This is a genomic window from Paracoccus fontiphilus (assembly GCF_017356265.1).
In the GTDB taxonomy this organism is placed as follows: Bacteria; Pseudomonadota; Alphaproteobacteria; order Rhodobacterales; family Rhodobacteraceae; genus Paracoccus; species Paracoccus fontiphilus.
In genome coordinates, this window is sequence record NZ_JAFNAW010000009.1 from 70,429 (window position 1) to 93,581 (window position 23,153).

General features: G+C 69.3%; 21 protein-coding genes and 1 riboswitch. Of the genes, 9 read left to right on the plus strand and 12 right to left on the minus strand.

Features of this window, described 5'->3' with window-relative positions; all coding sequences use genetic code 11:
• The first annotated feature begins 231 nt into the window (after positions 1 to 231).
• Positions 232 to 1,047 (plus strand): cytochrome c1, encoded by an 816-nt coding sequence (locus tag J0F76_RS20865; RefSeq protein ID WP_374299676.1) that lies wholly within the window; start codon positions 232 to 234, stop codon positions 1,045 to 1,047.
• A gap of 114 nt (positions 1,048 to 1,161) precedes the next feature.
• Positions 1,162 to 2,055, plus strand: coding sequence for a ribokinase (locus J0F76_RS05415; RefSeq protein WP_207466547.1), 894 nt, complete (start codon positions 1,162 to 1,164; stop codon positions 2,053 to 2,055).
• On the opposite strand, the gene phoB is transcribed toward J0F76_RS05415, so the two are convergent.
• From phoB to mutS, 8 genes are all read right to left on the minus strand, one after another.
• Positions 2,040 to 2,729, minus strand: a complete 690-nt coding sequence (phoB, locus tag J0F76_RS05420) for a phosphate regulon transcriptional regulator PhoB (RefSeq protein ID WP_207466549.1) — start codon at positions 2,727 to 2,729, stop codon at positions 2,040 to 2,042. The two genes, J0F76_RS05415 and phoB, sit on opposite strands and share 16 nt — an antisense overlap.
• Positions 2,730 to 2,734: 5 nt before the next feature.
• Positions 2,735 to 3,460, minus strand: coding sequence for a phosphate signaling complex protein PhoU (gene phoU / locus J0F76_RS05425; protein WP_207466551.1), 726 nt, complete (start codon positions 3,458 to 3,460; stop codon positions 2,735 to 2,737).
• Between the two features lie 23 nt (positions 3,461 to 3,483).
• Positions 3,484 to 4,281 (minus strand): phosphate ABC transporter ATP-binding protein PstB, encoded by a 798-nt coding sequence (pstB, locus tag J0F76_RS05430; protein ID WP_207466553.1) that lies wholly within the window; start codon positions 4,279 to 4,281, stop codon positions 3,484 to 3,486.
• A 20-nt stretch (positions 4,282 to 4,301) separates the two neighbouring features.
• The gene (gene pstA / locus J0F76_RS05435; RefSeq protein ID WP_207466555.1) at positions 4,302 to 5,660 is read right to left on the minus strand and encodes a phosphate ABC transporter permease PstA; all 1,359 of its coding nucleotides are present in this window, start codon (positions 5,658 to 5,660) and stop codon (positions 4,302 to 4,304) included.
• A complete protein-coding gene (gene pstC / locus J0F76_RS05440; RefSeq protein WP_207466557.1) occupies positions 5,657 to 6,862 on the minus strand; it encodes a phosphate ABC transporter permease subunit PstC in 1,206 nt (401 codons plus the stop codon). Before pstC ends, pstA begins: the two co-directional genes overlap by 4 nt.
• A gap of 65 nt (positions 6,863 to 6,927) precedes the next feature.
• A complete protein-coding gene (locus tag J0F76_RS05445; protein WP_207466559.1) occupies positions 6,928 to 7,956 on the minus strand; it encodes a substrate-binding domain-containing protein in 1,029 nt (342 codons plus the stop codon).
• Positions 7,957 to 8,079: 123 nt separating this feature from the next.
• Complete coding sequence (gene aroC, locus J0F76_RS05450; RefSeq protein WP_207466567.1) at positions 8,080 to 9,195, minus strand: chorismate synthase; 1,116 nt, start codon at positions 9,193 to 9,195, stop codon at positions 8,080 to 8,082.
• Positions 9,192 to 11,837 (minus strand): DNA mismatch repair protein MutS, encoded by a 2,646-nt coding sequence (gene mutS, locus J0F76_RS05455; protein WP_207466609.1) that lies wholly within the window; start codon positions 11,835 to 11,837, stop codon positions 9,192 to 9,194. The genes aroC and mutS overlap by 4 nt, the downstream gene beginning before the upstream one ends.
• Positions 11,838 to 11,887: 50 nt before the next feature.
• A riboswitch (TPP riboswitch) is annotated at positions 11,888 to 11,985 on the plus strand.
• 27 nt (positions 11,986 to 12,012) lie between these two features.
• Here mutS and J0F76_RS05460 point away from each other — a divergent pair.
• The 3 genes from J0F76_RS05460 to thiQ are packed head-to-tail and all read left to right on the plus strand — an operon-like array spanning position 12,013 to position 15,201.
• Positions 12,013 to 12,993: a thiamine ABC transporter substrate-binding protein gene (locus J0F76_RS05460; protein ID WP_377707401.1), complete on the plus strand. Its 981-nt coding sequence runs from the start codon at positions 12,013 to 12,015 to the stop codon at positions 12,991 to 12,993.
• A complete protein-coding gene (locus J0F76_RS05465; RefSeq protein WP_207466569.1) occupies positions 12,969 to 14,516 on the plus strand; it encodes a thiamine/thiamine pyrophosphate ABC transporter permease ThiP in 1,548 nt (515 codons plus the stop codon). Before J0F76_RS05460 ends, J0F76_RS05465 begins: the two co-directional genes overlap by 25 nt.
• Positions 14,509 to 15,201 carry a thiamine ABC transporter ATP-binding protein gene (thiQ, locus tag J0F76_RS05470; protein ID WP_207466571.1) on the plus strand — a complete coding sequence of 231 codons (693 nt, stop codon included), beginning with the start codon at positions 14,509 to 14,511 and terminating at the stop codon, positions 15,199 to 15,201. The genes J0F76_RS05465 and thiQ overlap by 8 nt, the downstream gene beginning before the upstream one ends.
• Here the strand turns inward: thiQ and truB are convergent.
• From truB to rbfA, 3 genes are read right to left on the minus strand one after another with little or no spacing between them, the layout of a single operon-like run.
• A complete protein-coding gene (gene truB, locus J0F76_RS05475; RefSeq protein ID WP_207466573.1) occupies positions 15,198 to 16,091 on the minus strand; it encodes a tRNA pseudouridine(55) synthase TruB in 894 nt (297 codons plus the stop codon). The two genes, thiQ and truB, sit on opposite strands and share 4 nt — an antisense overlap.
• A 53-nt stretch (positions 16,092 to 16,144) precedes the next feature.
• The gene (locus J0F76_RS05480) at positions 16,145 to 16,900 is read right to left on the minus strand and encodes a phosphodiester glycosidase family protein (protein ID WP_207466580.1); all 756 of its coding nucleotides are present in this window, start codon (positions 16,898 to 16,900) and stop codon (positions 16,145 to 16,147) included.
• Positions 16,890 to 17,309 (minus strand): 30S ribosome-binding factor RbfA, encoded by a 420-nt coding sequence (gene rbfA, locus J0F76_RS05485; protein ID WP_207466582.1) that lies wholly within the window; start codon positions 17,307 to 17,309, stop codon positions 16,890 to 16,892. The genes J0F76_RS05480 and rbfA overlap by 11 nt, the downstream gene beginning before the upstream one ends.
• Positions 17,310 to 17,381: 72 nt before the next feature.
• Between rbfA and dapB the strand changes: the two genes are divergently transcribed.
• Positions 17,382 to 18,218 (plus strand): 4-hydroxy-tetrahydrodipicolinate reductase, encoded by an 837-nt coding sequence (gene dapB, locus J0F76_RS05490; RefSeq protein ID WP_207466585.1) that lies wholly within the window; start codon positions 17,382 to 17,384, stop codon positions 18,216 to 18,218.
• An 86-nt stretch (positions 18,219 to 18,304) separates the two neighbouring features.
• Here dapB and J0F76_RS05495 read toward each other — a convergent pair whose 3' ends face one another.
• Positions 18,305 to 18,907: a COG3650 family protein gene (locus J0F76_RS05495; protein WP_207466587.1), complete on the minus strand. Its 603-nt coding sequence runs from the start codon at positions 18,905 to 18,907 to the stop codon at positions 18,305 to 18,307.
• A gap of 101 nt (positions 18,908 to 19,008) precedes the next feature.
• Here J0F76_RS05495 and tsaE point away from each other — a divergent pair, with 101 nt between their 5' ends.
• The 3 genes from tsaE to J0F76_RS05510 all read left to right on the plus strand — a co-directional run.
• Positions 19,009 to 20,409, plus strand: a complete 1,401-nt coding sequence (gene tsaE / locus J0F76_RS05500; RefSeq protein ID WP_207466597.1) for a tRNA (adenosine(37)-N6)-threonylcarbamoyltransferase complex ATPase subunit type 1 TsaE — start codon at positions 19,009 to 19,011, stop codon at positions 20,407 to 20,409.
• Positions 20,397 to 21,083 (plus strand): nucleotidyltransferase family protein, encoded by a 687-nt coding sequence (locus tag J0F76_RS05505; RefSeq protein ID WP_242690006.1) that lies wholly within the window; start codon positions 20,397 to 20,399, stop codon positions 21,081 to 21,083. The genes tsaE and J0F76_RS05505 overlap by 13 nt, the downstream gene beginning before the upstream one ends.
• Positions 21,076 to 23,153: PD-(D/E)XK nuclease family protein (locus J0F76_RS05510; RefSeq protein ID WP_207466598.1), on the plus strand; the 2,078-nt coding region annotated here is incomplete at its 3' end. The genes J0F76_RS05505 and J0F76_RS05510, both read left to right, overlap by 8 nt.

Genomic DNA, 23,153 nt, shown 5'->3' on the forward strand with positions numbered 1-23,153 from the left:
GCCGCCGCTCCGGAAGGCGCGACCGAAGCCGCCCCCGCGGCCGAGGAAGCACCCGCGACCGAGCAAGCGCCGGCAGCCGAGGAGCCTGCGGCGGAGGCCCCGGCCGACGAGCCGGCAGCCGAAGCCCCGGGCGAGGAGGCCGGTGACGCCGTCCAGGTGACCCCTGGCGACGAGGCTGCCGTTCCCGCCGAAACCACCGGCAGCGTCGTGGCCGAGGAAGGCCATGACGACATCGAAGGCACCCCCGAGGGCGAGGCCAGCGAGGCCGAGGGCGGTCACGCCGCGGCGGAAGGCGAGGAAGAGCACGCCGACAGCCATGGCGCGGTCCATATCGAGGATATCGCCTTCAGCTTCGAAGGTCCGTTCGGCGCCTATGACCAGTTCCAGCTGCAGCGCGGCCTTCAGGTCTATACCGAGGTCTGCGCGGCCTGCCACGGCATGAAGTTCGTGCCGATCCGCACGCTGCATGACGAAGGCGGCCCCGGCCTGCCCGAGGATCAGGTCCGGGCCTATGCGGCCAACCTGAACCCGATCCTGGACCCCGAAACCGGCGAGGAGCGCCCGCGCCTGCCGACCGACCACTTCCCGACCATCACCGGCGACGGCATGGGCCCGGATCTGTCGCTGATGGCCAAGGCCCGCGCGGGCTTCCATGGTCCCTACGGCACCGGCATCAGCCAGCTGGCGAACGGGATCGGCGGGCCGGAATACATCCACGCCCTGCTGACCGGCTACACGGGCGAGGAGATCGAGCAGGCGGGCACGGTCCTGTACCAGAACACCGCCTTCTCCAGCGGCAACATCGCCATGCCGCCGCCGCTGTCGGACGACCTGGTCACCTATGAGGACGGCACCCCCGCCACCGTGGACCAGATGGCCCGGGACGTCTCGGCCTTCCTGATGTGGACCGCCGAGCCCAAGCTGATGGACCGCAAGCAGGTCGGCCTTGTGGCGGTTCTGCTGCTGGTCGTGCTGACCTCGCTGCTGTATCTGACCAACAAGCGGCTGTGGGCGCCCCACAAGGGCAAGCTGCACCACAAGCGCTGATCCCGATCAGATTTCGAACGCATCGAACGCGCCCCGGTCGGGGCGCGTTTTTCATTGCTGGACAAGCCGCGCCGTTCCGGCAACATCGCCGCAAGCAGCGGAGGAAGCGGTCTCATGGCAATCTGGAATCTGGGGTCGATCAACATCGACCATGTCTATCGGCTGGACCAACTGCCCCAGCCGGGCGAAACGCTGGCCGCACGCAGCTACACCCAGGGACTGGGCGGCAAGGGCGCGAACCAGTCCATCGCCGCCGCCAGCGCCGGGGCCGACACCCATCACCTGGGAGCCATGGGTCCGGCCGACGACTGGGTCATCGACCGGCTGTCGAAGCGCGGGGTCGTGTCCACCGACATCCTGCGAATGGACGGCCAGGTCACGGGCCATGCCATCATCCTGCTGGACGCAGGGGCCGAAAACGCCATCGTCATCCATCCCGGCGCGAACCGGGCGATCACGCTGGGCATGCTTGCGGGGCCACTGTCGGAGATCAGGCCGGGCGATACCCTGCTGATCCAGAACGAAACCAGTTGCCAGGTCGAGGCGGCGCGGACGGCACGCGCGGCAGGCGCCCGCGTGATCTATTCCGCCGCGCCCTTCGACATCGCGGCGGTCCGGGCGATCCTGCCGCATGTCACGATCCTTGCCGTGAACGCGGGCGAGGCCGAGGCCCTGTTCGCCGCCCTGCCCAACGACCTGCCCGGCGACCTGCCGGTCGAGGGGCTGCTGATCACCCGGGGCAGCGAAGGGGCGGAGTATCGCGACCTGACCTCCGGCGCGGTTCACCGTCAGGCGGCATTCAGGGTTGATCCCGTCGATACCACGGGCGCGGGCGATACCTTCACCGGCTACTTCGCCGCCAGCCTGGACCGCGGCGACCCCGTATCCCAGGCATTGCGGCTGGCATCGGGCGCCGCCGCGCTGCAGGTGACGCGGCCGGGGGCGGGCGACGCCATCCCCGCCCTGGCCGAGGTCCAGGACTTTCTTGGCGGTCAGCCCAGCGAATAGCCCGTGCCGCGCACGGTGCGGACCGGGTTGTTGCCGCCGTTCTGCATCAGCGCCTTGCGCAACCGGCCCACATGGACGTCGATGGTGCGGGTATCCACATAGATGTCGCGTCCCCAGACCCGGTCCAGAAGCTGCTCGCGCGTCCAGACCCGGCCCGGCTTTTCCATCAGCGTGGACAGCAGCCGGAACTCGGTCGGGCCAAGGTGCAGCGCCTGGCCCGCGCGAAAGACGCGATGCTCGGCGGCGTCCAGGATGATGTCGCCGAAGGACAGCCGCTCGCCCATGCTGGCGGGACGCGTGCGGCGCAACTGGGTGCGCAGCCGGGCCATCAGCTCGACCACGGAATAGGGCTTCACGACGTAATCATCGGCCCCGGTTTCCAGGCCCCGCACGCGGTCGGTTTCCTCGCTGCGTGCGGACAGCATGATGATCGGGATGGACCGGGTGGCGGGATCGGCCTTGACCTGGCGGCAGACCTCGATGCCGGAAACCTTGGGCAGCATCCAGTCCAGCACCATCAGGTCGGGCTGTTCCTCCTGGACCAGCAGCAGCGCATCCTCGCCGTTGTCGGCGACGACGACGGCGAAGCCCTCGGCCTCGAGGTTGTATTGCAACACCTCGCGCTGCGCGCCCTCGTCCTCGACCACCAGGACGCAGGGGGATTGCCGCGCCATCGCGCTCAGGCCCCGCTCGCCGCGTCCGATTCGACGAACGGCACGCTGTTGTCCTTGGGACGGCTGTCATCGGGCAGTTCGCCCGACACGAGGTAGATCACCTGTTCGGCGATGGCGGTCGCCAGGTCGCCCATGCGCTCGACGTTCTTGGCGATGAAATGCAGGTGCATGCAGGCGGTGATGTTGCGCGGATCTTCCATCATGTGGGTCAGGAACTCGCGGAACAGCGCGTTGTACATCTGGTCCACTTCCAGGTCGCGCTGGCGCACGTCCTCGGCCAGGCCGGCATCCCGGCGGATATAGCTGTCCAGCGCGTCCTGGACCATCCGGCCGACCGCATGGCTCATCCGGCGCAGGGCAAGGCCCGCGCCCTCGATCGGGGGCATCTGCGCCAGCACATGGGTGCGCTTGGCCATGTTCTTGGCATAGTCGCCCACGCGTTCCAGCGAATGGGCGATCTTCATGACCGCAAGCACCATGCGCAGGTCGGTCGCGGTGGGCGCGCGCAGGGCGATCAGCCGGGCCGCATCCTCGTTGATCTGCAGCTCCAGCGCGTCGATGGCCTTGTCGCGGCGGCGGACCTGTTCGGCCAGTTCCTCGTCACGGGTGTCCAGCGCGGTCGCGGCGTCCGTGATCGCGGCCTCGACCATGCCGCCCATCTTGACGGCCAGGGCCTGGATCGTTTCCAGGTCGCGGTCGAAGGCCGAGGAGATATGCTTCTCGCGGTTCATGAGTCCTGCCCTTTATGAAAATGTCAGCCGATGCGGCCCGAGATATAGGCTTCGGTCCGGCTGTCCTTCGGCTTGGTGAAGATGTCGTCGGTGTCGCCGTATTCGACCAAGTTGCCCAGGTGGAAGAAGGCCGTCTTCTGGCTGACCCGCGCGGCCTGCTGCATCGAATGCGTGACGATCACGACCGAGAACTGGCTGCGCAGTTCCTCGATCAGTTCCTCGACCTGCGCGGTGGCGATGGGGTCCAGCGCGGAACAGGGCTCGTCCATCAGCAGAACCTCGGGGCTGGTGGCGACGGCGCGGGCGATGCACAGGCGTTGCTGCTGGCCGCCCGAGAGGCCGGTGCCGGGTTCCTGCAAGCGGTCCTTGACCTCGTTCCACAGGGCCGCGCCGCGCAGGGCCCGTTCGACGATGGCGTCCAGCTCGGCCCGGTTGCGGGCCAGGCCGTGGATGCGGGGGCCGTAGGCCACGTTGTCATAGATCGACTTGGGGAAGGGGTTCGGCTTCTGGAACACCATGCCCACCTTGGCGCGCAGCTGGACGGGGTCCACGCGGCGGTCATAGACATCCTCGCCGTCCAGCAGGATCTCGCCCTCGACACGGGCGATGGGGATGGTGTCGTTCATGCGGTTGATGCAGCGCAGAAAGGTGGACTTGCCGCAGCCCGACGGCCCGATGAAGGCGGTCACGGTCTTGTCCAGGATGTCCACGTCCACATCCTTCAGCGCGTGCTTGTCGCCGTAATAGACCTGGACCTTGCGGGCCTGGATCTTGATGTCCTTCTGGGTCACGGCACTCTCCGGGCGATTGATATCGTACATATTGGCCTCCTTCGGGCCGATTACCAACGGCGTTCGAACTTGCGACGTAACCAGATGGCGAGCACATTCATGCAAAGCAGGAAGATCAGCAGGACGATGATCGCGCCCGAGGCCCGCTCGATGAAGGCGGGGTCGGACCGCTGCGTCCAGTTGTAGACCTGCACGGGCAGGGCGGATGCCGGGTCGAACAGGCCGGAAGGCAGCCCGGCGGGATAGTCGCGGATGAACGCCACCATGCCGATCAGCAGCAAGGGCGCGGTTTCCCCCAGGGCCTGGGCCAGGCCCAGGATCATCCCCGTCAGGATGCCGGGCGTCGCCAGCGGCAGGACGTGGTGGAAGACCGACTGCATCTTGGACGCGCCCACGCCCAGGGCCGCGTCGCGGATCGACGGCGGCACCGCCTTCAGCGCGGCGCGCGTCGGGATGATGATGCGCGGCAGCGTCATCAGCGTCAGCACCAGGCCGCCGACGATGGGTGCCGATTGCGGCAGCCCCGCGAAGTTGATGAAGGCGGCAAGACCCAGGATGCCGAAGACGATCGACGGCACCGCGGCCAGGTTCGAGATGTTGACCTCGATGATGTCGGTGATGCGGTTCTTGGGGGCGAATTCTTCCAGGTAGATCGAGGCTGCGACGCCGATCGGCACGGCCAGGACCAGCACCACCAGCATCATGTAGAACGACCCCAGGATCGCGACGCCCACGCCCGCGGCCTCGGGCCGCTGGTCGGATGCGTCGGCATTGGTCAGGAAGTTCCAGTTGAAGCGGGTGACGATCTCGCCCCGGTCGGCCAGTTCCTGGGCCAGTTGCAGCTGCTGGGGCGAGGTGTTGCTGTCGCGCGCCGCGCTGTCCATCGTGACGCGGCCCTTGAAGAAGCCGTCGATGCGGCCCCCGGTCAGCACGTCGAACTCGACGGTCTGCCCGATCAGGTCCGGGTTGGCCAGAACCCGGTTGCGGACCTGGGCCGAGGCTTCCTTCGAGATCAGGTTGTCGATGTCCTTTTCGCTCAGCCCCTCGATCTGGATGCCGTGGCGGGCCACCGTCGCCTCGACGGCGGCGTCCAGGACCTTGCCGTAGGACAGCGTCAGCACCTTGGCTATCTCGGCCGGGTCGCGGTTGCCTTTGGGGTCCAAAACGGCGGCGTCCAGCGCCACCGGGATGTTCAGGTAGGTCTGGCGGAAGGCGCCCGCGCCGCCCGTCAGGATCGTCGCCAGCAGCACCACCAGCGCGATCATGGAGATCGCGATGGCGGCGACGCCATACAGGCGGAAGCGCTTTTCGGCGGCGTTGCGGGCCTTGGTGCGCGCATCCTGTTCCAGAAGCGAGGCGGGCTTGCGGTCGGGGACCGAAGCGGCGGGGGACAGCGGCATGTCGGTCATTCGTATTGCTCGCGATATTTGCGCACGATGTAGAGCGCGACCACGTTCAGCGCCAAGGTGATGACGAACAGCGTCAGGCCCAGGGCAAAGGCCACCAGCGTCTCGGGAGAGTTGAAGTCGCTGTCGCCGGTCAACTGGCTGACGATCTTGACGGTGATCGTCGTCATCGCCTCCAGCGGGTTGAGGCTCATCTGGGCGCTGGCGCCCGCGCCCAGGACCACGATCATGGTCTCGCCGATGGCGCGGCTGGCGGCCAGCAGGACGGCGCCGACGATCCCCGGAAGGGCGGCGGGCAGCACCACCTGGCGCACGGTTTCCGATGGGGTCGATCCCAGGCCAAGCGCGCCGTCACGCAAGCTTTGCGGCACGGCGTTGATGATGTCGTCCGACAGCGAGCTGACGAAGGGGATCAGCATGATGCCCATGACCAGACCGGCCGTCAGGACCGAGGTGCCGGAATTGCCCAGGCCCAGCAGCTGCGCGAAATAGTCCCGCAGCAGGGGGCCCACGGTGATCAGCGCGAAAAGGCCGTAGACGATGGTGGGGATGCCTGCCAGGACCTCGATCGCGGGCTTCACGAAGCCGCGCACCCGGCGGGACGCGTATTCCGACATGTAGACGGCGGCGAACAGCCCGATGGGGACGGCCACCAGCAGCGCGATGGCCGAGACATACAGCGTGCCCCACAGCAGCGGCACGATGCCCAGCTGCGAGTTGCCCTGGAAGCGCGGCGTCCACTCGGTGCCGAAGAAGAAGGTCTTCCAGTCGTAAAGCTGGAAGAAGTGCCCGGTTTCGAAGACCAGCGACAGGACGATCCCGGCGGTCGTCACGATGGCGATCAGCGAACACAGCATCAGAAGGCCCAGCACCATGCGTTCGACCACGTTGCGGGCCTGGTATTCCTGGCCGATCCGCATGACGCCAAGCCCGAGGCCCGCGATGGCGGCGATCAGGGCGACAACGCCGGCAACCGGCATGGCCTCGACCGTCAGCACACCGGAAAGGCGCAGGATCGACCCTGCGGCCATCACCGCCAGCGCGGGCAGAAGCGCGGTCAGCGCGACGCTGTAGCCGTGATAGGTGGGGCGGCTGTGCAGCTTGCGGACATCGGGCCCGGCGGACGCGAAGGCGCGGCTGCGGCCGACGATGTAACCGGCGGCGGCCAGCAGGAAACTTGCAAAAAGGGCCCATGACAGCGGCATTCGGGCATTCCTTTACGGAAAAACGGAAAGGCGGCGGCACGGGTCCGCGTGCCGCCACCCGTGCATTATTGCATGGTCGTCCCGGCAGCGACGGCTTCCTGGGTCGCGGCCAGCTCGGGGTCCGACACCAGGCCGTATTCGGCCAGCGGGCCATCGGGACCGGCGATCTCGTCCGAGACGAAGAACTCGACGAATTCCTGCAGGCCCTGGATTTCGCCCAGATGCGCCTTCTTCACGTAGAAGAACAGCGGGCGCGACACCGGGTATTCGCCCGAAGCGATGGTCTCGGTGGACGGGGTGACGCCCCCCATGGTGCCGACCTTCAGCTTGTCGGTGTTGTTTTCATAGAAGGACAGGCCGAACACGCCGATCCCGTTGGGCGAGGATTCGATGCGGGCCAGCGTCTCGGTGTAGTCGCCGTCGATGTCCACGGCCTTGCCGTCGGTGCGCAGCGTGGTGCAGGCTTCCTCGGCCGCGTCCTCGTCCATGCCGGATGCGACAAAGGCTTCCATGGCGCCCGATTCCTCGCAGCCGGCCATGATGACCTTTTCCTCGAAGACTTCGCGGGTGCCGTGCTTGGTGCCGGGGATGAAGGCCAGGATTTCCTGCTCGGGCAGGTCCGGGTTCACGTCCGACCAGTTGGCCGCGGCGTTGTCCACGACCTGGCCGTCCTTGACCACTTTCGCGGACAGGGCGTTGAACCAGTCGGCCGGGGTATAGGCGAAGTCCGGGCCCGAGGCGGCATTGGCGAAGACGATCCCGTCATAGCCGATGCGGACTTCCATGATGTCGGTCACGCCGTTGGCGGTGCAGGTCTCGCGTTCGGCGTCGCGGATCGGACGGCTGGCATTGGCGATGTCGATGGTGTTCTCGCCCACGCCCTCGCAGAATTTCTGCAGACCGCCGCCCGTGCCGCCGGATTCCACGACCGGGACCGGGAAATCCATGTTCTCGCCGAAGGCCTCGGCAACGATGGTCGAATAGGGCAGCACGGTGGACGACCCCGACACCTGGACCTGATCGCGGGCGGCAGCGGCGGTGGCCGAGGCGGCGATCACGGCCAGGGCCGAGACGGTGAATTTCACGGTGGACATGGATCTCTCCTGTTACTTCACGCCCAGAGGGGGGCTGTGCGTGACCTAAGCGCCACTGGTGACGCTTGTGCGAAAGAACCGTGACCGTTTTATGACAGAAGGCGGATTTTTGAAAGTTTGGCGTCAGTATTGCGACATATCGCCGATCACGCCGCGCCGTCCACCTGTCTGCGCCCGGTCCATCAGCAGGTGATCCAGGATCACGCAGGCGGCCATGGCTTCGGCCACCGGAACGGCACGGATGCCCACGCAGGGGTCGTGGCGGCCCTTGGTGACCAGGTCGATCTCGGCCCCGTGCCGGTCGATGGTGCGGCGCGGCGTGGTGATCGAACTGGTCGGCTTGACCGAGAAGCGGACCACGATCGGCTGGCCGGTGCTGATCCCGCCCAGGATGCCGCCCGCGTGGTTCGAGAGATAGATGGGACCTTCGTTGCCCATGCGGATTTCGTCGGCGTTGTCCGTGCCGGTCAGGGCGGCGGCGGCCATCCCCTCGCCGATCTCGACGCCCTTGACGGCGTTGATCGACATCATCGCGGCGGCAAGGTCGGTGTCCAGCTTCGCATAGACCGGGGCGCCGAGGCCCGGGGGGCAGCCTTCGACCAGAACCTCAATGGCGGCGCCGACGCTGTTCTGATCCTTGCGGATGCTGTCCAGGTAATCGGACCACTCCCCCACGGCGGTCGCGTCGGGCAGGAAGAACGGGTTGTCGCCAATGGCGTTCGCGTCGAACCGGGCGCGGTCCAGATGCAGCGCGCCCATCTGCACCATGTAGCCGGTGATCCGCAGATCAGGCAGCAGGTCGCGCAGCACCGCCTGCGCCACGCCCCCCGCCGCGACCCGCGCCGCAGTTTCGCGGGCGCTGGACCGCCCACCGCCGCGATAGTCCCGGTGGCCGTATTTCAGGTGATAGGTGATGTCGGCGTGTCCGGGGCGGAAGGCCTGCGCGATCTCTCCGTAGTCCTTGGACCGCTGGTCGGTGTTCTCGATCATCAACTGGATCGGGGTGCCGGTGGTGCGGCCTTCGAAGACGCCGGACAGGATGCGCACCTGGTCGGCCTCGCGGCGTTGCGTGGTGTGTTTCGACGTGCCTGGGCGGCGGCGGTCCAGGAACTGCTGGATGTATGCCTCGTCCAGGGCCACGCCGGGGGGCACGCCATCGACGGTGGCGCCCAGGGCGGGTCCGTGGCTTTCGCCCCAGGTGGTGAACCGGAACGCGCGGCCGAAGGTGTTGAAGCTCATGCGGTTTCCTTGCTCAGGGCTTTGAGGTCATAGATCAGATCCAGCGCCTCGCGCGGGGTCAGGGCGTCGGGATGGATGTCCTTCATCCGCGCCTCCAGCGGGCTTTCCTTGACGCGGGCAGGCGGCGGCGCGGGCGGCACGGCGCGGAACAAGGGCAGATCGTCGATCAGGGCGGCGGGGCGGGCCGCACCCTCGCGTTCGCCCGATTCCAGCGCGTCCAGCACGGCGCGGGCGCGTTCGACCACGCTGGCAGGCAGCCCCGCCAGCCGCGCGACCTGCACGCCATAGCTGCGGTCTGCCGCGCCCTTGCGGACCTCATGGAGGAAGATCACCTCGCCTTCCCATTCCCGCACGGCGACGGTGGCATTTTCCACGCCATCGAGCTTGGCGGAAAGCGCCGTCATCTCATGGTAATGGGTGGCGAACAGTGCGCGGCAGCGGTTGGCTTCGTGCAGATGCTCCATCACCGCCCAAGCAATGGAAAGGCCGTCCCAGGTGGCGGTGCCGCGCCCGATCTCGTCCAGGATCACCAGGGCGCGGTCGTCAGCCTGGTTCAGGATGGCGGCGGTTTCGACCATCTCGACCATGAAGGTGGACCGGCCCCGCGCCAGGTCGTCGGCGGCGCCCACGCGGCTGAAAAGCTGGCTGACCAGGCCGATATGGGCACGGCGGGCGGGGACGAAGGCCCCGGCTTGGGCCAGCACGGCAATCAGGGCGTTCTGGCGCAGGAAGGTGGATTTCCCGGCCATGTTCGGGCCGGTCAGCAGCCAGATCGCGGGGGTTTCCCCTTCGGTCAGCGCGCAGTCATTGGCGACGAAGCTGTCCGCCTTGCGCTTCAGGGCGCGCTCCACCACCGGGTGGCGGCCCCCTTCGATCACGAAGGCGCGGCTGTCATCGACCTGCGGGCGGGTCCAGCCCTCGCCCGTGGCGATGTCGGCGAAGGCGGCGGCTAGGTCGATCTCGGCCAAGGCGCGTGCGGCCTGGCCGATAGCTGCGGCCTGTTCCAGCACCGCCGCGCGCAGTTGCTCGAAGATGCCGCGCTCGATCTCCAGCGCGCGGTCGCGGGCGTTGAGGATGCGCGTTTCAAGCTCGGACAGATCCACGGTGGTGAAGCGGATCTGGTTGGCGGTGGTCTGGCGGTGGATAAAGGTCGCGTTCAGCGGCGGGGCCATCATGCGCTCGGCATGGGTGGTCGTCGTCTCGATGAAATAGCCCAGCACGTTGTTGTGCTTGATCTTGAGGCTTTGCACCCCGGCAAGGGCCGCATAATCGGCCTGCATTCCGGCGATCACGCCCCGGCCCTCGTCCCGTAGGCGGCGGGTCTGGTCCAGATCCTTGTCATGGCCGCTGGCGACAAAGCCGCCGTCGCGGGCCAGCAGCGGGGGTTCGGCCACAAGCGCATCGTCCAGCAGCCGGATCAGGTCGTCATGGCCGGTCAGGTCGCGCGCGGCGTCACGCAGCACCGGCGCGGCCTCAATCGGCAGCCGCGCCGCAATGGCCGCGCCCTGCGCCAGTCCCGCCCGAATCGCGGCCAGATCGCGCGGCCCGCCCCGGTCCAGCGCCAGCCGCGACAGGGCGCGGTCCATGTCGGGCACCCGCGCCAGGGCCGTGCGCAGGTCCGCCATCAGGCGCGGATCATCGACCAGCGAAGCCACCGCATCCTGCCGCGCATGGATCAGCGGCAGATCGCGGCTCGGCGCGCTGATGCGCCGTTCCAGAAGCCGCGCGCCCGCCGCTGTCACCGTCCGGTCGATGGCCGACAGAAGCGAGCCCTCGCGCCCGCCCGACAGCGCCTGCGTCAGTTCCAGGTTGCGCCGGGTGGCGGCGTCGATCTGCATCGCCCCGCCCGCCCGTTCGCGGACCGGCGGGCGCAGCAAGGGCAGCTTCCCCTTCTGCGTCAACTCTAGGTAATCGACGATGGCCCCCATGGCCGCCAGTTCGGCGCGGGTGAACGATCCGAACCCGTCCAGCGTTTCCACGCCATAAAGCGAGCAAAGCCGCCGCGCCCCCGCTGCGCTGTCGAAGGCCGACGCGTGCAGGTCGGTCAGCGCCGCCCCGGCTTCAGCCGCCAGATCGTCCAGCCCGGATCCGTCGGCTGCCAGCAACTCGCGGGGCGCAAGCCGGGCCAGTTCCGGGGCCAGCCGGGCATGGGCGCAGTCCATCACCTGGAAGACGCCCGTGGAAATATCCACCCAGGCCAGCGCGCAATCCTCGCGCACCTGCGCCCAGGCCGCCAGGTAGTTGTGGCGCCGCGCCTCCAGCAGCGATTCCTCGGTCAGCGTTCCGGGCGTCACCAGCCGCACCACGTCGCGGGCCACAACGGACTTCGACCCGCGCTTCTTCGCCTCGGCCGGGTCTTCCAACTGCTCGGCGATGGCCACGCGGAAACCCTTGCGGATCAGCGTCAGCAGATAGGATTCCGCCGCATGGACCGGCACGCCGCACATCGGGATCGGCTCGCCGCCATGGGTGCCGCGTTTCGTCAGCGCGATGTCCAGCGCGGCCGCCGCCGCCACCGCGTCGTCGAAGAACATCTCGTAGAAATCGCCCATGCGATAGAACAGCAGCGCGCCGGGATTGGCGTCCCGGATCGCCAGGTATTGCGCCATCATCGGGGTGGGCTGATCGGTGGTGTCCTTCATCATGGCGGCGTTTCTATCCGCTTGCGCGGCACGGTTAAATCCCTACATTCAACGGAACCTCGGGGGGCCATCAAGGCTGAGATGCGAAAGCGGACCCGTTGAACCTGAACCGGCTAACACCGGCGGAGGGAAGGTGCGCTGTCCTTTCTTTCGTGACCCTGTGAAGGAGGCAGCGTTGAGAACACCCCTGCTTTTGGCCATGCTGGCCGCGACCCCCGCCACCGCGCAGGACAAGCCCGTCCTGACCGTCTATGCGGGTGAATCCATCACCAGCGAATGGGGGCCGGGTCCGAAGATCGAGGAAGGCTTCGAGGCCTTCTGCGCCTGCGACCTGCGCTTCGTGGCGGGCGACGAACTGTCCCGCATCCTGATGGAAGGCGAGCGGACTGAGGCCGACATCGTCTTCGGCCTGAACACTGACGTGACCGCCCGCGCCCGCGCATCGGGCCTGTTCGCGCCGCACGGGCAGGACACGACCGGACTGTCGCTGCCGATCGCATGGACGGATAACATCTTCCTGCCCTACAACTGGGGCGAGACAGCCTTCGTCTATGACGAAACCCGGCTGGAGAACCCGCCCAAAAGCTTCGCGGACCTGCTGGACGCACCCGACGACCTGAAGATCGTGATCCAGGACCCCCGTTCGTCGATCTCGGGTCTGGCGCTGCTCTTGTGGGTCAAGTCGGTCTATGGCGAGGACGCGCCCGAGGCCTGGGCGAAGCTTGCCCCCAAGGTGCTGACCGTGACCAAGGGTTGGTCCGAATCCTATGGGATGTTCACGGAGGGCGAGGCCGACATGGTCCTGTCCTACACCACCTCGCCCGCCTACCACATCGCGGCCGAGGACGACACGACCAAGAAGGCCGCGATCTTTCCCGAAGGCCACTACTTCATGGCCGAGGTCGCGGCGCAGGTCCGCACCACCGACCAGCCGGAACTGGCGCAGCGCTTCATGGACTGGATCCTGACGCCCGAGTTCCAGGCCGTCATTCCGCTGGCCAACTGGTCCCTGCCCGCCAGGCTGCCCGAGGACGACTGGCCGCAGGTGATGCGCGACCTGCCGCGCCCCGAAAAGACCCTGTTCTATTCCGAGGACGAGGCCGAGGCGCTGCGCCAGCCCGCGCTTGACGAATGGCTGCGGGCGTTTTCCGGCTGACCCGGGCCGAGGCCGGCGGCGCTGCTTCCGCCATCTGCCTGGCGCTGCTGATCGGCGGCACGCTGGCCGCCGTTGTCTGGCAGGCGCAGGGGCTGGCGGGGCTTGGCCCCTGGGACTGGCGCGCGGTCTGGTTCACGCTGTGGCAGGCGGCGATGTCGGCCACGCTGTCGGCGGTGTTGGCGGTGCCGGTCGCCCGCGCCCTTGCGCGGCGGCGATTTCCGGGGCGCGCGGCCTTGGTGACGCTGCTGGGGGCGCCCTTCATCCTGCCGGTGATCGTGGCGATCATCGGGCTGGTGTCGGTTTTCGGACGCAACGGAGTTATCAACGACGGGCTGCGCGCCATCGGCCTGCCCGAGATCAGCATCTATGGCTGGCAGGGCGTGATCCTGGCGCATGTGTTCTTCAACCTGCCCTTGTCGGTGCGGCTGATCCTGCAAGGCTGGCAGGCGATCCCGGCGGAACGCTTTCGCCTGGCCGCATCGCTGGGCTTCGGCCCCAAAGACACCGCGCGCCACCTGGAACGCCCGATGCTGCGGGCGGTGCTGCCGGGCGTCTGGCTGGCGGTGTTCCTGGTCTGCCTGACCAGCTTCACCGTGGCGCTGGCACTTGGCGGCGGGCCGCGCGCGACCACGGTGGAACTGGCGATCTATCAGGCCTTCCGGTTTGACTTCGACCTGGGCCGGGCGGCAAGCTTGGGGCTGGTGCAGATCGCGATCTGCGTGGGGGCTATGGCGCTGGCCCGCCGGATCGCGATTCCGGCAGCCTTCGGCGCAGGGCTGGATGCCGACCACATGCCCATGGCGCCAGGAGGATGGCACCGGATCAGCGACGCGCTTGTGATCACAGGGGCCGCCGGGTTCCTCCTCTGGCCGATGGCTGCCGTGACGGCGCGGGGGCTGCCGCGCATCGCCGCCTTGCCGCCCGAGGTCTGGGATGCCGCGCAGCGGTCGGTGGCCATGGCGCTGATCTCGGCGCTGCTGGCGCTGGTGCTGTCGCTGACCCTGGCCTTGTCGCTGGCGCGCGGGCGGATGCGCTGGGTCGAGACGGCGGGGATGCTGCCCCTGATCGCCTCGCCGCTGGTGCTGGGGACCGGGCTGTTCATCTTGGCGCGCGCATGGTTTCCGCCGCAGTCGCTGGCGCTGCCGATGACGGTGGGGATCAACGCGATCATGGCCCTGCCCTTCGGGCTGCGCGCGCTCATCCCGGCGGCCCGGACGCTGCATCAGGATTACGGGCGGCTGGCCGATTCGCTGGACATGCGCGGCCTGACGCGGCTGCGATACCTGACGGTGCCGCGTCTTGCCCGGCCGCTGGGCTTCGCGGGCGGACTGGCGGCGGCGCTGGCCATGGGGGATCTGGGCGTGATCACGCTGTTCGCCAGCGACCGGCCGACCCTGCCCTTGCAGCTTTACCAGTTGATGAATTCCTATCGCATGGCCGATGCCTCGGCCTGCGCGGTGCTGCTGATGGCGATCAGCTTCGGGCTGTTCTGGATCTTCGACAAGGGGGGCCGCCTTGCTTGAGCTTGACGGCGTGCGCGTCACGCGCGGCACCTTCGGCCTGTCTGCCGACCTGTCGGTCCCGACAGGCGCGCGGGTCGCGATCATCGGCGCCTCGGGGTCGGGGAAATCCACGCTGCTGTCGCTGGTGGCGGGATTCCTGCCGCCCGATCAGGGCCGGGTCCGGGTGGACGGGCGGGACATCACCGCCCTGCCGCCGGGGCGGCGTCCCGTGTCGATGCTGTTCCAGGACCAGAACCTGTTTCCGCACCTGACGGTCGCGCAGAACGTGGGCCTAGGCCTGCGCCCCGACCTGCGCCTGTCCGAGGCGCAGCGCGCCCGCATCGCGCAAGTCCTGGACGAGGTCGGGCTGGAGGGGCTGGAGGCGCGCAAGCCCGCCAACCTGTCGGGCGGGCAGCAAAGCCGCGTGGCGCTGGCCCGCGTGCTGCTGCGGGCGCGCCCGGTGTTGCTGCTGGACGAACCCTTCGCGGCGCTCGGCCCCGCGCTCAAGGCCGAAATGCTGGCCCTGCTGGCCCGCATTGCCGAGGGGACGGGCGCCACGGTGCTGATGGTCACGCACGATCCCGAGGATGCGCGCAGCTTTGCCCCGCAGACGATCCTGGTCGATGGCGGCGTGGCGCATCCGCCCGCACCGACCGGGCCGCTGCTGGACAATCCGCCGCCGGGGCTGCGGGCCTATCTGGGCTAAAGGTTGAAGACCCGTTCCGGCTGCACCGTCCCGCCCTGGTAGCGGCCGATGCAGACCGGCCCCCCGGCATCCGCCACCCAGACCAGATCGCCCCATTCGGCGGTGCCCGTCACCTGGCCGGGGTTGCCGTTGCGGATGCGGACCGCGCCTTCGGGCGTGGCGCGCAGCATGGGCAGGTCTGAAAGCGCGACCTCCAGCGGCAGAAGCTGCGTGTCCAGCCAGTCCTGCGCATCACGGTCGATCCTGTCGAAGGGCACGGCGCCCTCGGCCTCGAAGGGGCCGGACCAGGTGCGGCGCAGATGGGCCACATGGCCCAGGCAGCCCAGAGCGCGGCCCAGGTCGCGGGCGATGGACCGGACATAGCCGCCCTTGCCGCAGACCATCTCGAACCGCGCGGTGTCGCGGTCGCAGTCCAGCAGGGTCAGGCTTTCAACCCATAGCGAGCGGGCGGCCAGATCCAGTTCCTCGCCCTCGCGCGCCAGGTCATAGGCGCGCTCGCCATCGACCTTGACGGCGGAAAAGGCCGGGGGAACCTGCATGATGTCGCCGGTGAAGGCGGGCAGCGCGGATTCAATGGCGGCGCGGTCGGGGCGGGCGTCAGCCGTGCGCAGAACTTCGCCCGAGGCGTCGTCGGTCGCCGTCTCGGCCCCCCAGTTCACCGTGAAGTCATAGCATTTCAGCGCGTCGGTGACGGTGGCGACGGTCTTGGTCGCCTCGCCCAGGGCCACGGCCAGGACGCCGGTCGCGTCGGGATCCAGCGTGCCGGCATGGCCCGCCTTTTTCGCATCCAGCGCCCAGCGGACCTTGGCCACCACCGCGGTCGAGCCGACGCCCGCGGGCTTGTCCACGATCAGCCAGCCATTGACGTCGCGGCCCTTCTTGCGTGCCATCCTGCACCCCTTGCAAATCGAAGGCGGCGGCATAGCCAGCCGCCAGCGCAGCGTCAACCGGCGCTGTCCACCAGACCGATGATCGGCCCCAGCGAACGCCCGAAATCCGCCCGGTTCACCCCCGGCGCGTAGAGGCGGCTGATGGACCCGTCGAAATACAGCGCGTCGCGCACGCCCAAGCCGTCGCGGAACAGCCGCCCGAATTCGTGAAACGTCACCGCCCGGTCCGAGATCGCGAACCACGCCGTCTGCCCGTCGGGCGAGACGCCCACGCCATTGCGGACGTATCGGCTGTCCGAATCGATCAGGAAGCGCGGGTGCAGCGCGCCGTCGATGACCAGCATCGGCCCGGATTGCGTGGCAAGGCGGCAGGGGGGACGCGCTTCGGCAAAGGCGCGGCTTTCGATCACCTGGAAAGGCCGCGCCCCGCCGGTGCAGAAGACGCCGTTGGGCAGCATCCCGAAGTTGTCGTTGCTGGCCCCCGTGACGATGGGCTGCCGTTCCACCCCGTCGATGACCAGAAGGCCCACGGGGCGGTAATCGGCGTGATACATGCCCGCGTTCATCGCAAAGGCCAGGCTTTCGCCCTGCCCCAGCGTCGCGCGGACATTGGCGAAATTCCGCAGCGGCTGGCCCTTGGCATCGTCCTGCCACAGCCGCAGCGCAGGCTCGCGGTCGGCCTGGACCTCGCAGACGACATAGCCCTGCCCGTCATGGGTCATCCGCCCGCAGCCGTCCGCCGCAGCCGGAATCGCCATCGCCAGCAGCATCCCGACCGCAACGCCCAGCGGGCGCCAGTCAACCTTCATCGTCGTCCTCGTCCGCGCCTTCGACATCGCGGCGGACGCGTTCGTCGGCGAACATGCGGCGGGTGTCGTCCAGGCGGTCGAAGGTCTCGTCCAGTTGGAAGCGCAGCTGCGGCGCGTATTTCAGCGTCATCGCCTTGGCGACCAGGTGGCGCAGTTCCGGCGCGTTGCGGCGCAAGGCGGCCAGGGCTTCCTCGGCCCCCTGCCCGCCCAGCGGCAGCACATAGGCCGTCGCGACCTTCAGGTCGGGCGAGGTGCGGACCTCGCCCACGGTGATCGAATGGCGGTTGAGATCCGGGTCGTGCACGTCGGCGCGCGCCAGCACGTCGGACAGGGTGCGTCGGATCAGCTCGCCCACGCGAAGCTGGCGTTGCGAGGGGCCGGGCCCCTGGGAAAAGCGGTTCTGTGCCATGCGTCCCGATGTAGGGGGTCGCGGGCCGCGCCGCAACGGGATAAGACGCAGGCCAAACAGACGGAGGCCCGCATGAGCGACTTGCAGAACACGGACGCGCCCGCCCTGCCGGGGATCGTCGTCACCGGCGCATCCGGGCGGATGGGGCAGATGCTGGTCCGGCTTCTGGCGGACCACCCCGCCGTGCGGCTGGCGGGCGCGCTGGAACGGCCCGGCCATGCATGGGTGGGCCGCGACGTGGGCGAATGCATGGGCGGCGCGCCCCTGGGCGTGACGGTCAGCGACGATGCGGTGGCGGTGATCGCGCAGGCGCAGGCGGTGATCGACTTCACCGCGCCCGCCGCGACCGTGGCATTCGCCGAACTGACCGCGCAGGCCCGCGCCGTGCACGTGATCGGCACCACGGGGCTGGAGCCGTCGCATCTGGAGTATCTGAGGGCCGCTGCCCGCCACGCGCCGATCATCCGCGCGGGCAACATGAGCCTGGGGGTGAACCTGCTGACGGGCCTCACGCGCAAGGTCGCCGCCGCCCTGGGCGAGGACTGGGACATCGAGGTGGTCGAGGCCCATCACCGCATGAAGGTCGATGCGCCCTCGGGCACCGCGCTGATGCTGGGCGAGGCCGCCGCCGAGGGACGCGGCAGGACCCTGGCCGAGTTGCGCACGCCTGCGCGCGAGGGAATCACCGGCGCGCGCGAGGCGGGCTCCATCGGCTTTGCCGCCATCCGCGGCGGCGACGTGGTGGGCGAGCATGACGTGATCTTCGCGGCCGAGGGCGAGCGGATCGTGCTGCGGCACCTGGCGACGGACCGGGCGATCTTCGCGCGCGGCGCCATCCGCGCGGCGATCTGGGGCCAGGACAAGGGGCCGGGCGAATACGACATGCAGGACGTGCTGGGATTGAACTGAGGCGGGTCAGGGTGGCGTGAAGCCCCGTCATCGCCGAATGCGCCGCCGCAAGGCGGGGCTTCACCCCACCTGCCGTCCGCCCGTCCTCAGGGCTGGATCGAACAGCACCCCGACAGCAGCCGCGGCTGCTTCCCATGCAGCACCAGGGTCGCGGACAGGCCGAACAGCCGGTCCGACATCCCGTCCGAACAGATCTGCGGGTGCGAAAACAGCGTCATCTCCTGCGCCACGACCACCCGGGAGGGATCGCGGAAGATGCCAGTGTCCAGGACCGCCTGCACGGGACGGCTGTCGCCATCCTGGTTGTCGGGATCGCGCAGCACAAGATCCGCCCCTTCGACCCTGGCGTCCCAGAACGGCTCGGTCCCCAGGCAGCGGAAACCGGCAGGCAGCTCGCCCGGCTCCCAGACATCCGTGCGATAGGCAAGAAAGCGCATCGACACCCAGCCCGAGCCCTCGCCCGCGTTGACCCGGCCCCAGCCGCGGCGTTCCTCGACGACCTCGATGTTCCGGGCGTCGGGGGCAAGGGTGCCGATGATCCCGGACGATGTCCCGGGCTCGGCGCGGATGTTCAGGACATCGTCCGAGGCGACGCCGGTCACGTCGAACAGGGTGGGCAGGATGTATTCCTGCGTGGCAAGGGCGGGGCTGGCAAGAACCAGGGCCGTGGCGGCGGCAATGCGGAACATGGCGGTCCTCCTTCGGGACCATTCTAGCGGCTTTCGCCCGACGCGCCATCTTCCGTTCGCGGATGGTTCCCCCGGCGCGGGGAAGCCGCTAGAACGGACCCATGACGACCCGCCTGATCGCCGACGAAGACCTGACCGCCGCCCTGGCACGGATGCTGGCCGCCACCCTGCGGCCAGGCCAAACGGTCCTGCTGGACGGGCCGGTCGGCGCGGGCAAGACCCACTTCGCCCGCGCCTTCATCCGCGCCCGCCAGGGCGAAGGGGCCGAGGACGTGCCCAGCCCCACCTTCACGCTGGTCCAGACCTATGACGACCCTTTGGGCACCGAGATCTGGCACGCCGACCTGTATCGCCTGACCGACCCGTCCGAACTGGCCGAACTGGGGCTGGAGGAGGCGCTGTCCGATGCCATCTGCCTGATCGAATGGCCCGACCGGCTGGAGCGCCTGCCGGACGGCGCCATCACCCTGGCCATCGCCGCCCATGCGAACCCAGACCTGCGCAGCATCACCCTGATCGCGCCCGACGCGGCCCGCATCGCGCAGCGGGCGGCCTTCGTGGCGGGTGCCGGATGGGGCGTTGCGCGGGTGCTGCCGCTGGCGGGCGACGCCTCGGCCCGGCGATACTTCCGGCTGGCGGGGCCGCAGGGCAGCGCGGTGCTGATGGACGATCCCTCGGGCGGTTGCGCGCCGTTCGTGGCGATGACGGACTGGCTGCGCGGCCATGGCTTCGGCGCGCCCGCGATCTTGGCGCGGGACGCGGCGGCGGGCCTGCTGCTGGTCGAGGATCTGGGCGACGACCTGGTGGCCCGGGTGCTGGAACGCGATCCGGCCATGGCGCCCGCGATCTACGACCGGATCACGGATCTGCTTGTCGATCTGCACCGCCATCCCGTGCCGGATTTCGTGGCGCCGCTGGACGGGCCGACGCTGGCCGAACAGGTCGGGCTGTTCGCCGACTGGTATCCGCAAGCGGCGGGCGCGGCGGGCGGCAAGGAGATCGCCCCCCTGATCGCCCGCCTTCACGCGGACCTGGCCGCCGACGTGCCGCCGGTCCTGTCCCTGCGCGACTTCCATGCCGAGAACCTCCTCTGGCGGGACGAGGCGCCGCTGGGCCTGATCGACTTTCAGGACGCGGTGGCCTGCCATCCCGCCTATGACCTGGTGTCCGCCCTGCAGGACGCGCGCCGCGACGTGGACCCCGGCATCGAGGCCGCCTGCATCGCGCGCTATCTGGCCGCGACGGGGCTGGACCCCGATCGCTTCCGCGCGGCCTATGCGCTGCTGGGAGCGCAGCGGAACCTGCGGATCATGGGCATCTTCACGCGGCTCTGCCTGCGCGACGGCAAGGATCGCTACCTTTCCTTCATGCCGCGGGTCTGGGGCTATGTGCAGCGCAACCTGACCCATCCGGCGCTGGCGCCGCTGGCCGGGGCCGTGGCGGCCCTGCCCGCGCCGGATGCGACCGTCATCGAAAGGATCCGCGACCGATGCGCCCGCTGATGATCTTTGCCGCGGGCCTTGGCACGCGGATGCGCCCGCTGACCGACACCCTGCCCAAGCCGCTGATCCCGGTCGGGGGCCGCACCCTGCTGGACCGCGCGCTGGACCTGGGGCATGGGGCGGGCGCGGGGCCGGTCGTAGTCAACACGCATTACTTGGGCCACCGGATCGCCGCGCATCTGGCGGGCCGGGACGTGGCCGTCAGCGATGAAGCGGGCGAGATCCTGGACACCGGCGGCGGGCTGCGGCAGGCGCTGCCTCTGCTGGGGCGGGGGGCACAGGAGGATGGCGGGCCGGTGATGACGCTGAACCCCGACGTGGTCTGGACGGGGGCGAACCCCCTGGCGGCGCTGGATGCCGCCTGGCGCGACGACATGGACGCGCTGCTGATGCTGGTCCCGCTGGAACGCGCCGCCGCGCGGCAGGGGGCGGGGGACTTCTCGCTGGACGGGACGGGCCGGATCGTGCGCCGGGGCGATTACGTCTATGGCGGTGCGCAGATCATCAGGCCCGACCGGCTGGGCCAGATCCCGGACCGGGTGTTTTCCCTCAACCGGCTGTGGGACCTGCTGATCGCCGAGGGGCGCGCCCATGGCATCGTCCATGACGGCGGCTGGTGCGACGTGGGCTATCCGGGCGCCATCCCCGTGGCCGAAAGGATGCTCGATGCCTGAATCCGTGTTCCATGGCCTTTACGCGCTGCCGCCGGGCACGGACTTCGCGCATGAGTTCGTGGCGGGCTTTCTGGACCGCATGGCCGGCCGCCCGCCCGAGGAGATGGCGCGCGTCACCATCTATGCCAACGCCTCGCGGACGCTGGCCGAGATGAAATGCGCCTTCGACCTGCGCGGCCCGCTGCTGCTGCCGCGCCTGCTGCCGGTCACGAACCTGGAAACCCCCGCGATGCTGGGCCAGGCCGAATCCGCGCCGCTGGCCCGGCGGCTGCAACTGGCCCGGCTGATCGCCAGGCTGCTGGACGCGCGGCGCGACCTGGCGGCTGGCCATTCCATCGCCAGCCTGTCGCGGTCGCTGTCCGCCCTGATGCAGGAAATGCAGTACGAGGGCCTTGGTCCCGAGGCCCTGGAAGGCATCGACACGGGCGATCATGCCCGCCACTGGCAGAACGCCCTGGCCTTTCTGCGCATCGCGGCGCGCTTTCACCTGGACGGGCCGCCGATGGACCGCGCCGCCCGCCAGCGCCTTGCGGCAGAGGCCATCGTGGCTGACTGGGCCCAGGGCATCAACCTGCCGCAGGGGCCGGTGATCGTCGCGGGCTCGACCGGATCTCACGGCGCGACGCGGCTGTTCATGGAGGCGGTGGCGGCGCTGCCCGAAGGGGCGGTGGTGCTGCCCGGCTTCGACTTCGACCAGCCGCGATCGGTCTGGGACAGCCTGGACGACGGAACCGAGGATCACCCGCAATCCCGCTTCGCGCCCCTGATCCGCGCCCTGGGCCCTCCGGCCCGCTGGACCGGCACGCCCCCGCCGGTGCCCGATCGAAACCGCCTGATCTCGCTGGCGCTGCGGCCCGCGCCCGTGACCGACCAGTGGATCGCCGAGGGGCCGCGCCTGCCCGACCTGATGGTCCCCACCGAGGGCCTGACCCTGATCGAGGCCGACCAGCCGGGGCAGGAGGCCGAGGTGATCGCCCTGCTGTTGCGCGATGCCGCCGAACGGGCCGAGCCCGTGACCCTGATCGCCGCCGACGGCAACCTGGTCCGCCGCGTGGTCGCGGCGCTTGACCGCTGGCACCTGCGGCCCGACGAAAGCGCGGGCCAGCCCTTGTCGCTGACCGCACCCGGCCTGTTCCTGCGCCAGGTCGCGGGCCTGTTCGGCCAGCCGCTGACCATCGACCGGCTGCTGATCCTGCTCAAGCATCCGATGTCGATCACCGCCTCGCCCCTGGTGGGGGCCAACGATGCGCGCAAGCTGGCGCGCGACCTGGAACTGGAACTGCGCTGCAACGGCCCGGCCTTTCCCGATGGTCCCTGCCTGCGGGACTGGGGCACAAAGGGCGACGCGCTGCGCAAGATCTGGGCCGACTGGCTGGCCGATGTCCTGGACCGGATCACGCCCCTGGCCCGCGACCGCGCCGCCCGGCCGCTTCTGGACCGGCTGCGCGACCTCATGGTCCTGGCCGACATCCTTGCCGCCGGGCCGGACGGCGATCCCGCCGCGTCGCGGCTGTGGCAGGACCGGGGAAGCCTGCTTCTGCGGGCGACCATCGACCACCTGCTGGAACATGCGGCCGAGGGGCCGGATCTCAACGCCACCGAGTTCTGCGCCTTTCTCATGGATGAGATGGGCCAGCAATCCGTGCGGGTCGAGGGGGACGCCTGGTACCTGCGCATCCGGGGTCCACGCGAGGCGCGGATCGTGGCCGAGCAGACCGTGATCCTGTCGGGGCTGAACGAAGGCGGCTGGCCGCAGGCCCTGAAGCCCGACCCCTGGCTGTCGCGCCAGATGCGCCTTGCGGCGGGCCTGCCCCTGCCGGAAACCCTGATCGGGCTTGCCGCCCACGATTTCCAGCAGCTCATGGGCCTGCCCCATGTGATCCTGACCCGCGCCCGCCGCGACGCCGAGGCCGAGACGATCCCCTCGCGCTGGCTGAACCGTTTGACGAACCTGATGGGCGGCCTGCCCGAACGGCGCGGCCCGCAGGCCCTGGCGGCCATGCGCGCGCGGGGCGATGTCTGGCTGGCCCGCGCCCGTGCCGTGTCCCATCCCGCGGGCGCGGTCCGGCC

What these genes read in the sequence shown, in the direction of transcription:
- dapB (WP_207466585.1), top strand. Translation starts at nt 17,382, where the DNA reads ATGAGCGACTTGCAGAACACGGACGCGCCCGCCCTGCCGGGGATCGTC.
- tsaE (WP_207466597.1), top strand. Translation starts at nt 19,009, where the DNA reads ATGACGACCCGCCTGATCGCCGACGAAGACCTGACCGCCGCCCTGGCA.
- truB (WP_207466573.1), bottom strand. Translation starts at nt 16,091, where the DNA reads ATGGCACGCAAGAAGGGCCGCGACGTCAATGGCTGGCTGATCGTGGAC.
- J0F76_RS05465 (WP_207466569.1), top strand. Translation starts at nt 12,969, where the DNA reads ATGGCTGCGGGCGTTTTCCGGCTGACCCGGGCCGAGGCCGGCGGCGCT.
- phoB (WP_207466549.1), bottom strand. Translation starts at nt 2,729, where the DNA reads ATGGCGCGGCAATCCCCCTGCGTCCTGGTGGTCGAGGACGAGGGCGCG.
- pstC (WP_207466557.1), bottom strand. Translation starts at nt 6,862, where the DNA reads ATGCCGCTGTCATGGGCCCTTTTTGCAAGTTTCCTGCTGGCCGCCGCC.
- rbfA (WP_207466582.1), bottom strand. Translation starts at nt 17,309, where the DNA reads ATGGCACAGAACCGCTTTTCCCAGGGGCCCGGCCCCTCGCAACGCCAG.
- pstB (WP_207466553.1), bottom strand. Translation starts at nt 4,281, where the DNA reads ATGTACGATATCAATCGCCCGGAGAGTGCCGTGACCCAGAAGGACATC.
- J0F76_RS05445 (WP_207466559.1), bottom strand. Translation starts at nt 7,956, where the DNA reads ATGTCCACCGTGAAATTCACCGTCTCGGCCCTGGCCGTGATCGCCGCC.
- aroC (WP_207466567.1), bottom strand. Translation starts at nt 9,195, where the DNA reads ATGAGCTTCAACACCTTCGGCCGCGCGTTCCGGTTCACCACCTGGGGC.
- J0F76_RS05480 (WP_207466580.1), bottom strand. Translation starts at nt 16,900, where the DNA reads ATGAAGGTTGACTGGCGCCCGCTGGGCGTTGCGGTCGGGATGCTGCTG.
- mutS (WP_207466609.1), bottom strand. Translation starts at nt 11,837, where the DNA reads ATGAAGGACACCACCGATCAGCCCACCCCGATGATGGCGCAATACCTG.
- phoU (WP_207466551.1), bottom strand. Translation starts at nt 3,460, where the DNA reads ATGAACCGCGAGAAGCATATCTCCTCGGCCTTCGACCGCGACCTGGAA.
- pstA (WP_207466555.1), bottom strand. Translation starts at nt 5,660, where the DNA reads ATGACCGACATGCCGCTGTCCCCCGCCGCTTCGGTCCCCGACCGCAAG.
- J0F76_RS05415 (WP_207466547.1), top strand. Translation starts at nt 1,162, where the DNA reads ATGGCAATCTGGAATCTGGGGTCGATCAACATCGACCATGTCTATCGG.
- J0F76_RS05505 (WP_242690006.1), top strand. Translation starts at nt 20,397, where the DNA reads ATGCGCCCGCTGATGATCTTTGCCGCGGGCCTTGGCACGCGGATGCGC.
- J0F76_RS05495 (WP_207466587.1), bottom strand. Translation starts at nt 18,907, where the DNA reads ATGTTCCGCATTGCCGCCGCCACGGCCCTGGTTCTTGCCAGCCCCGCC.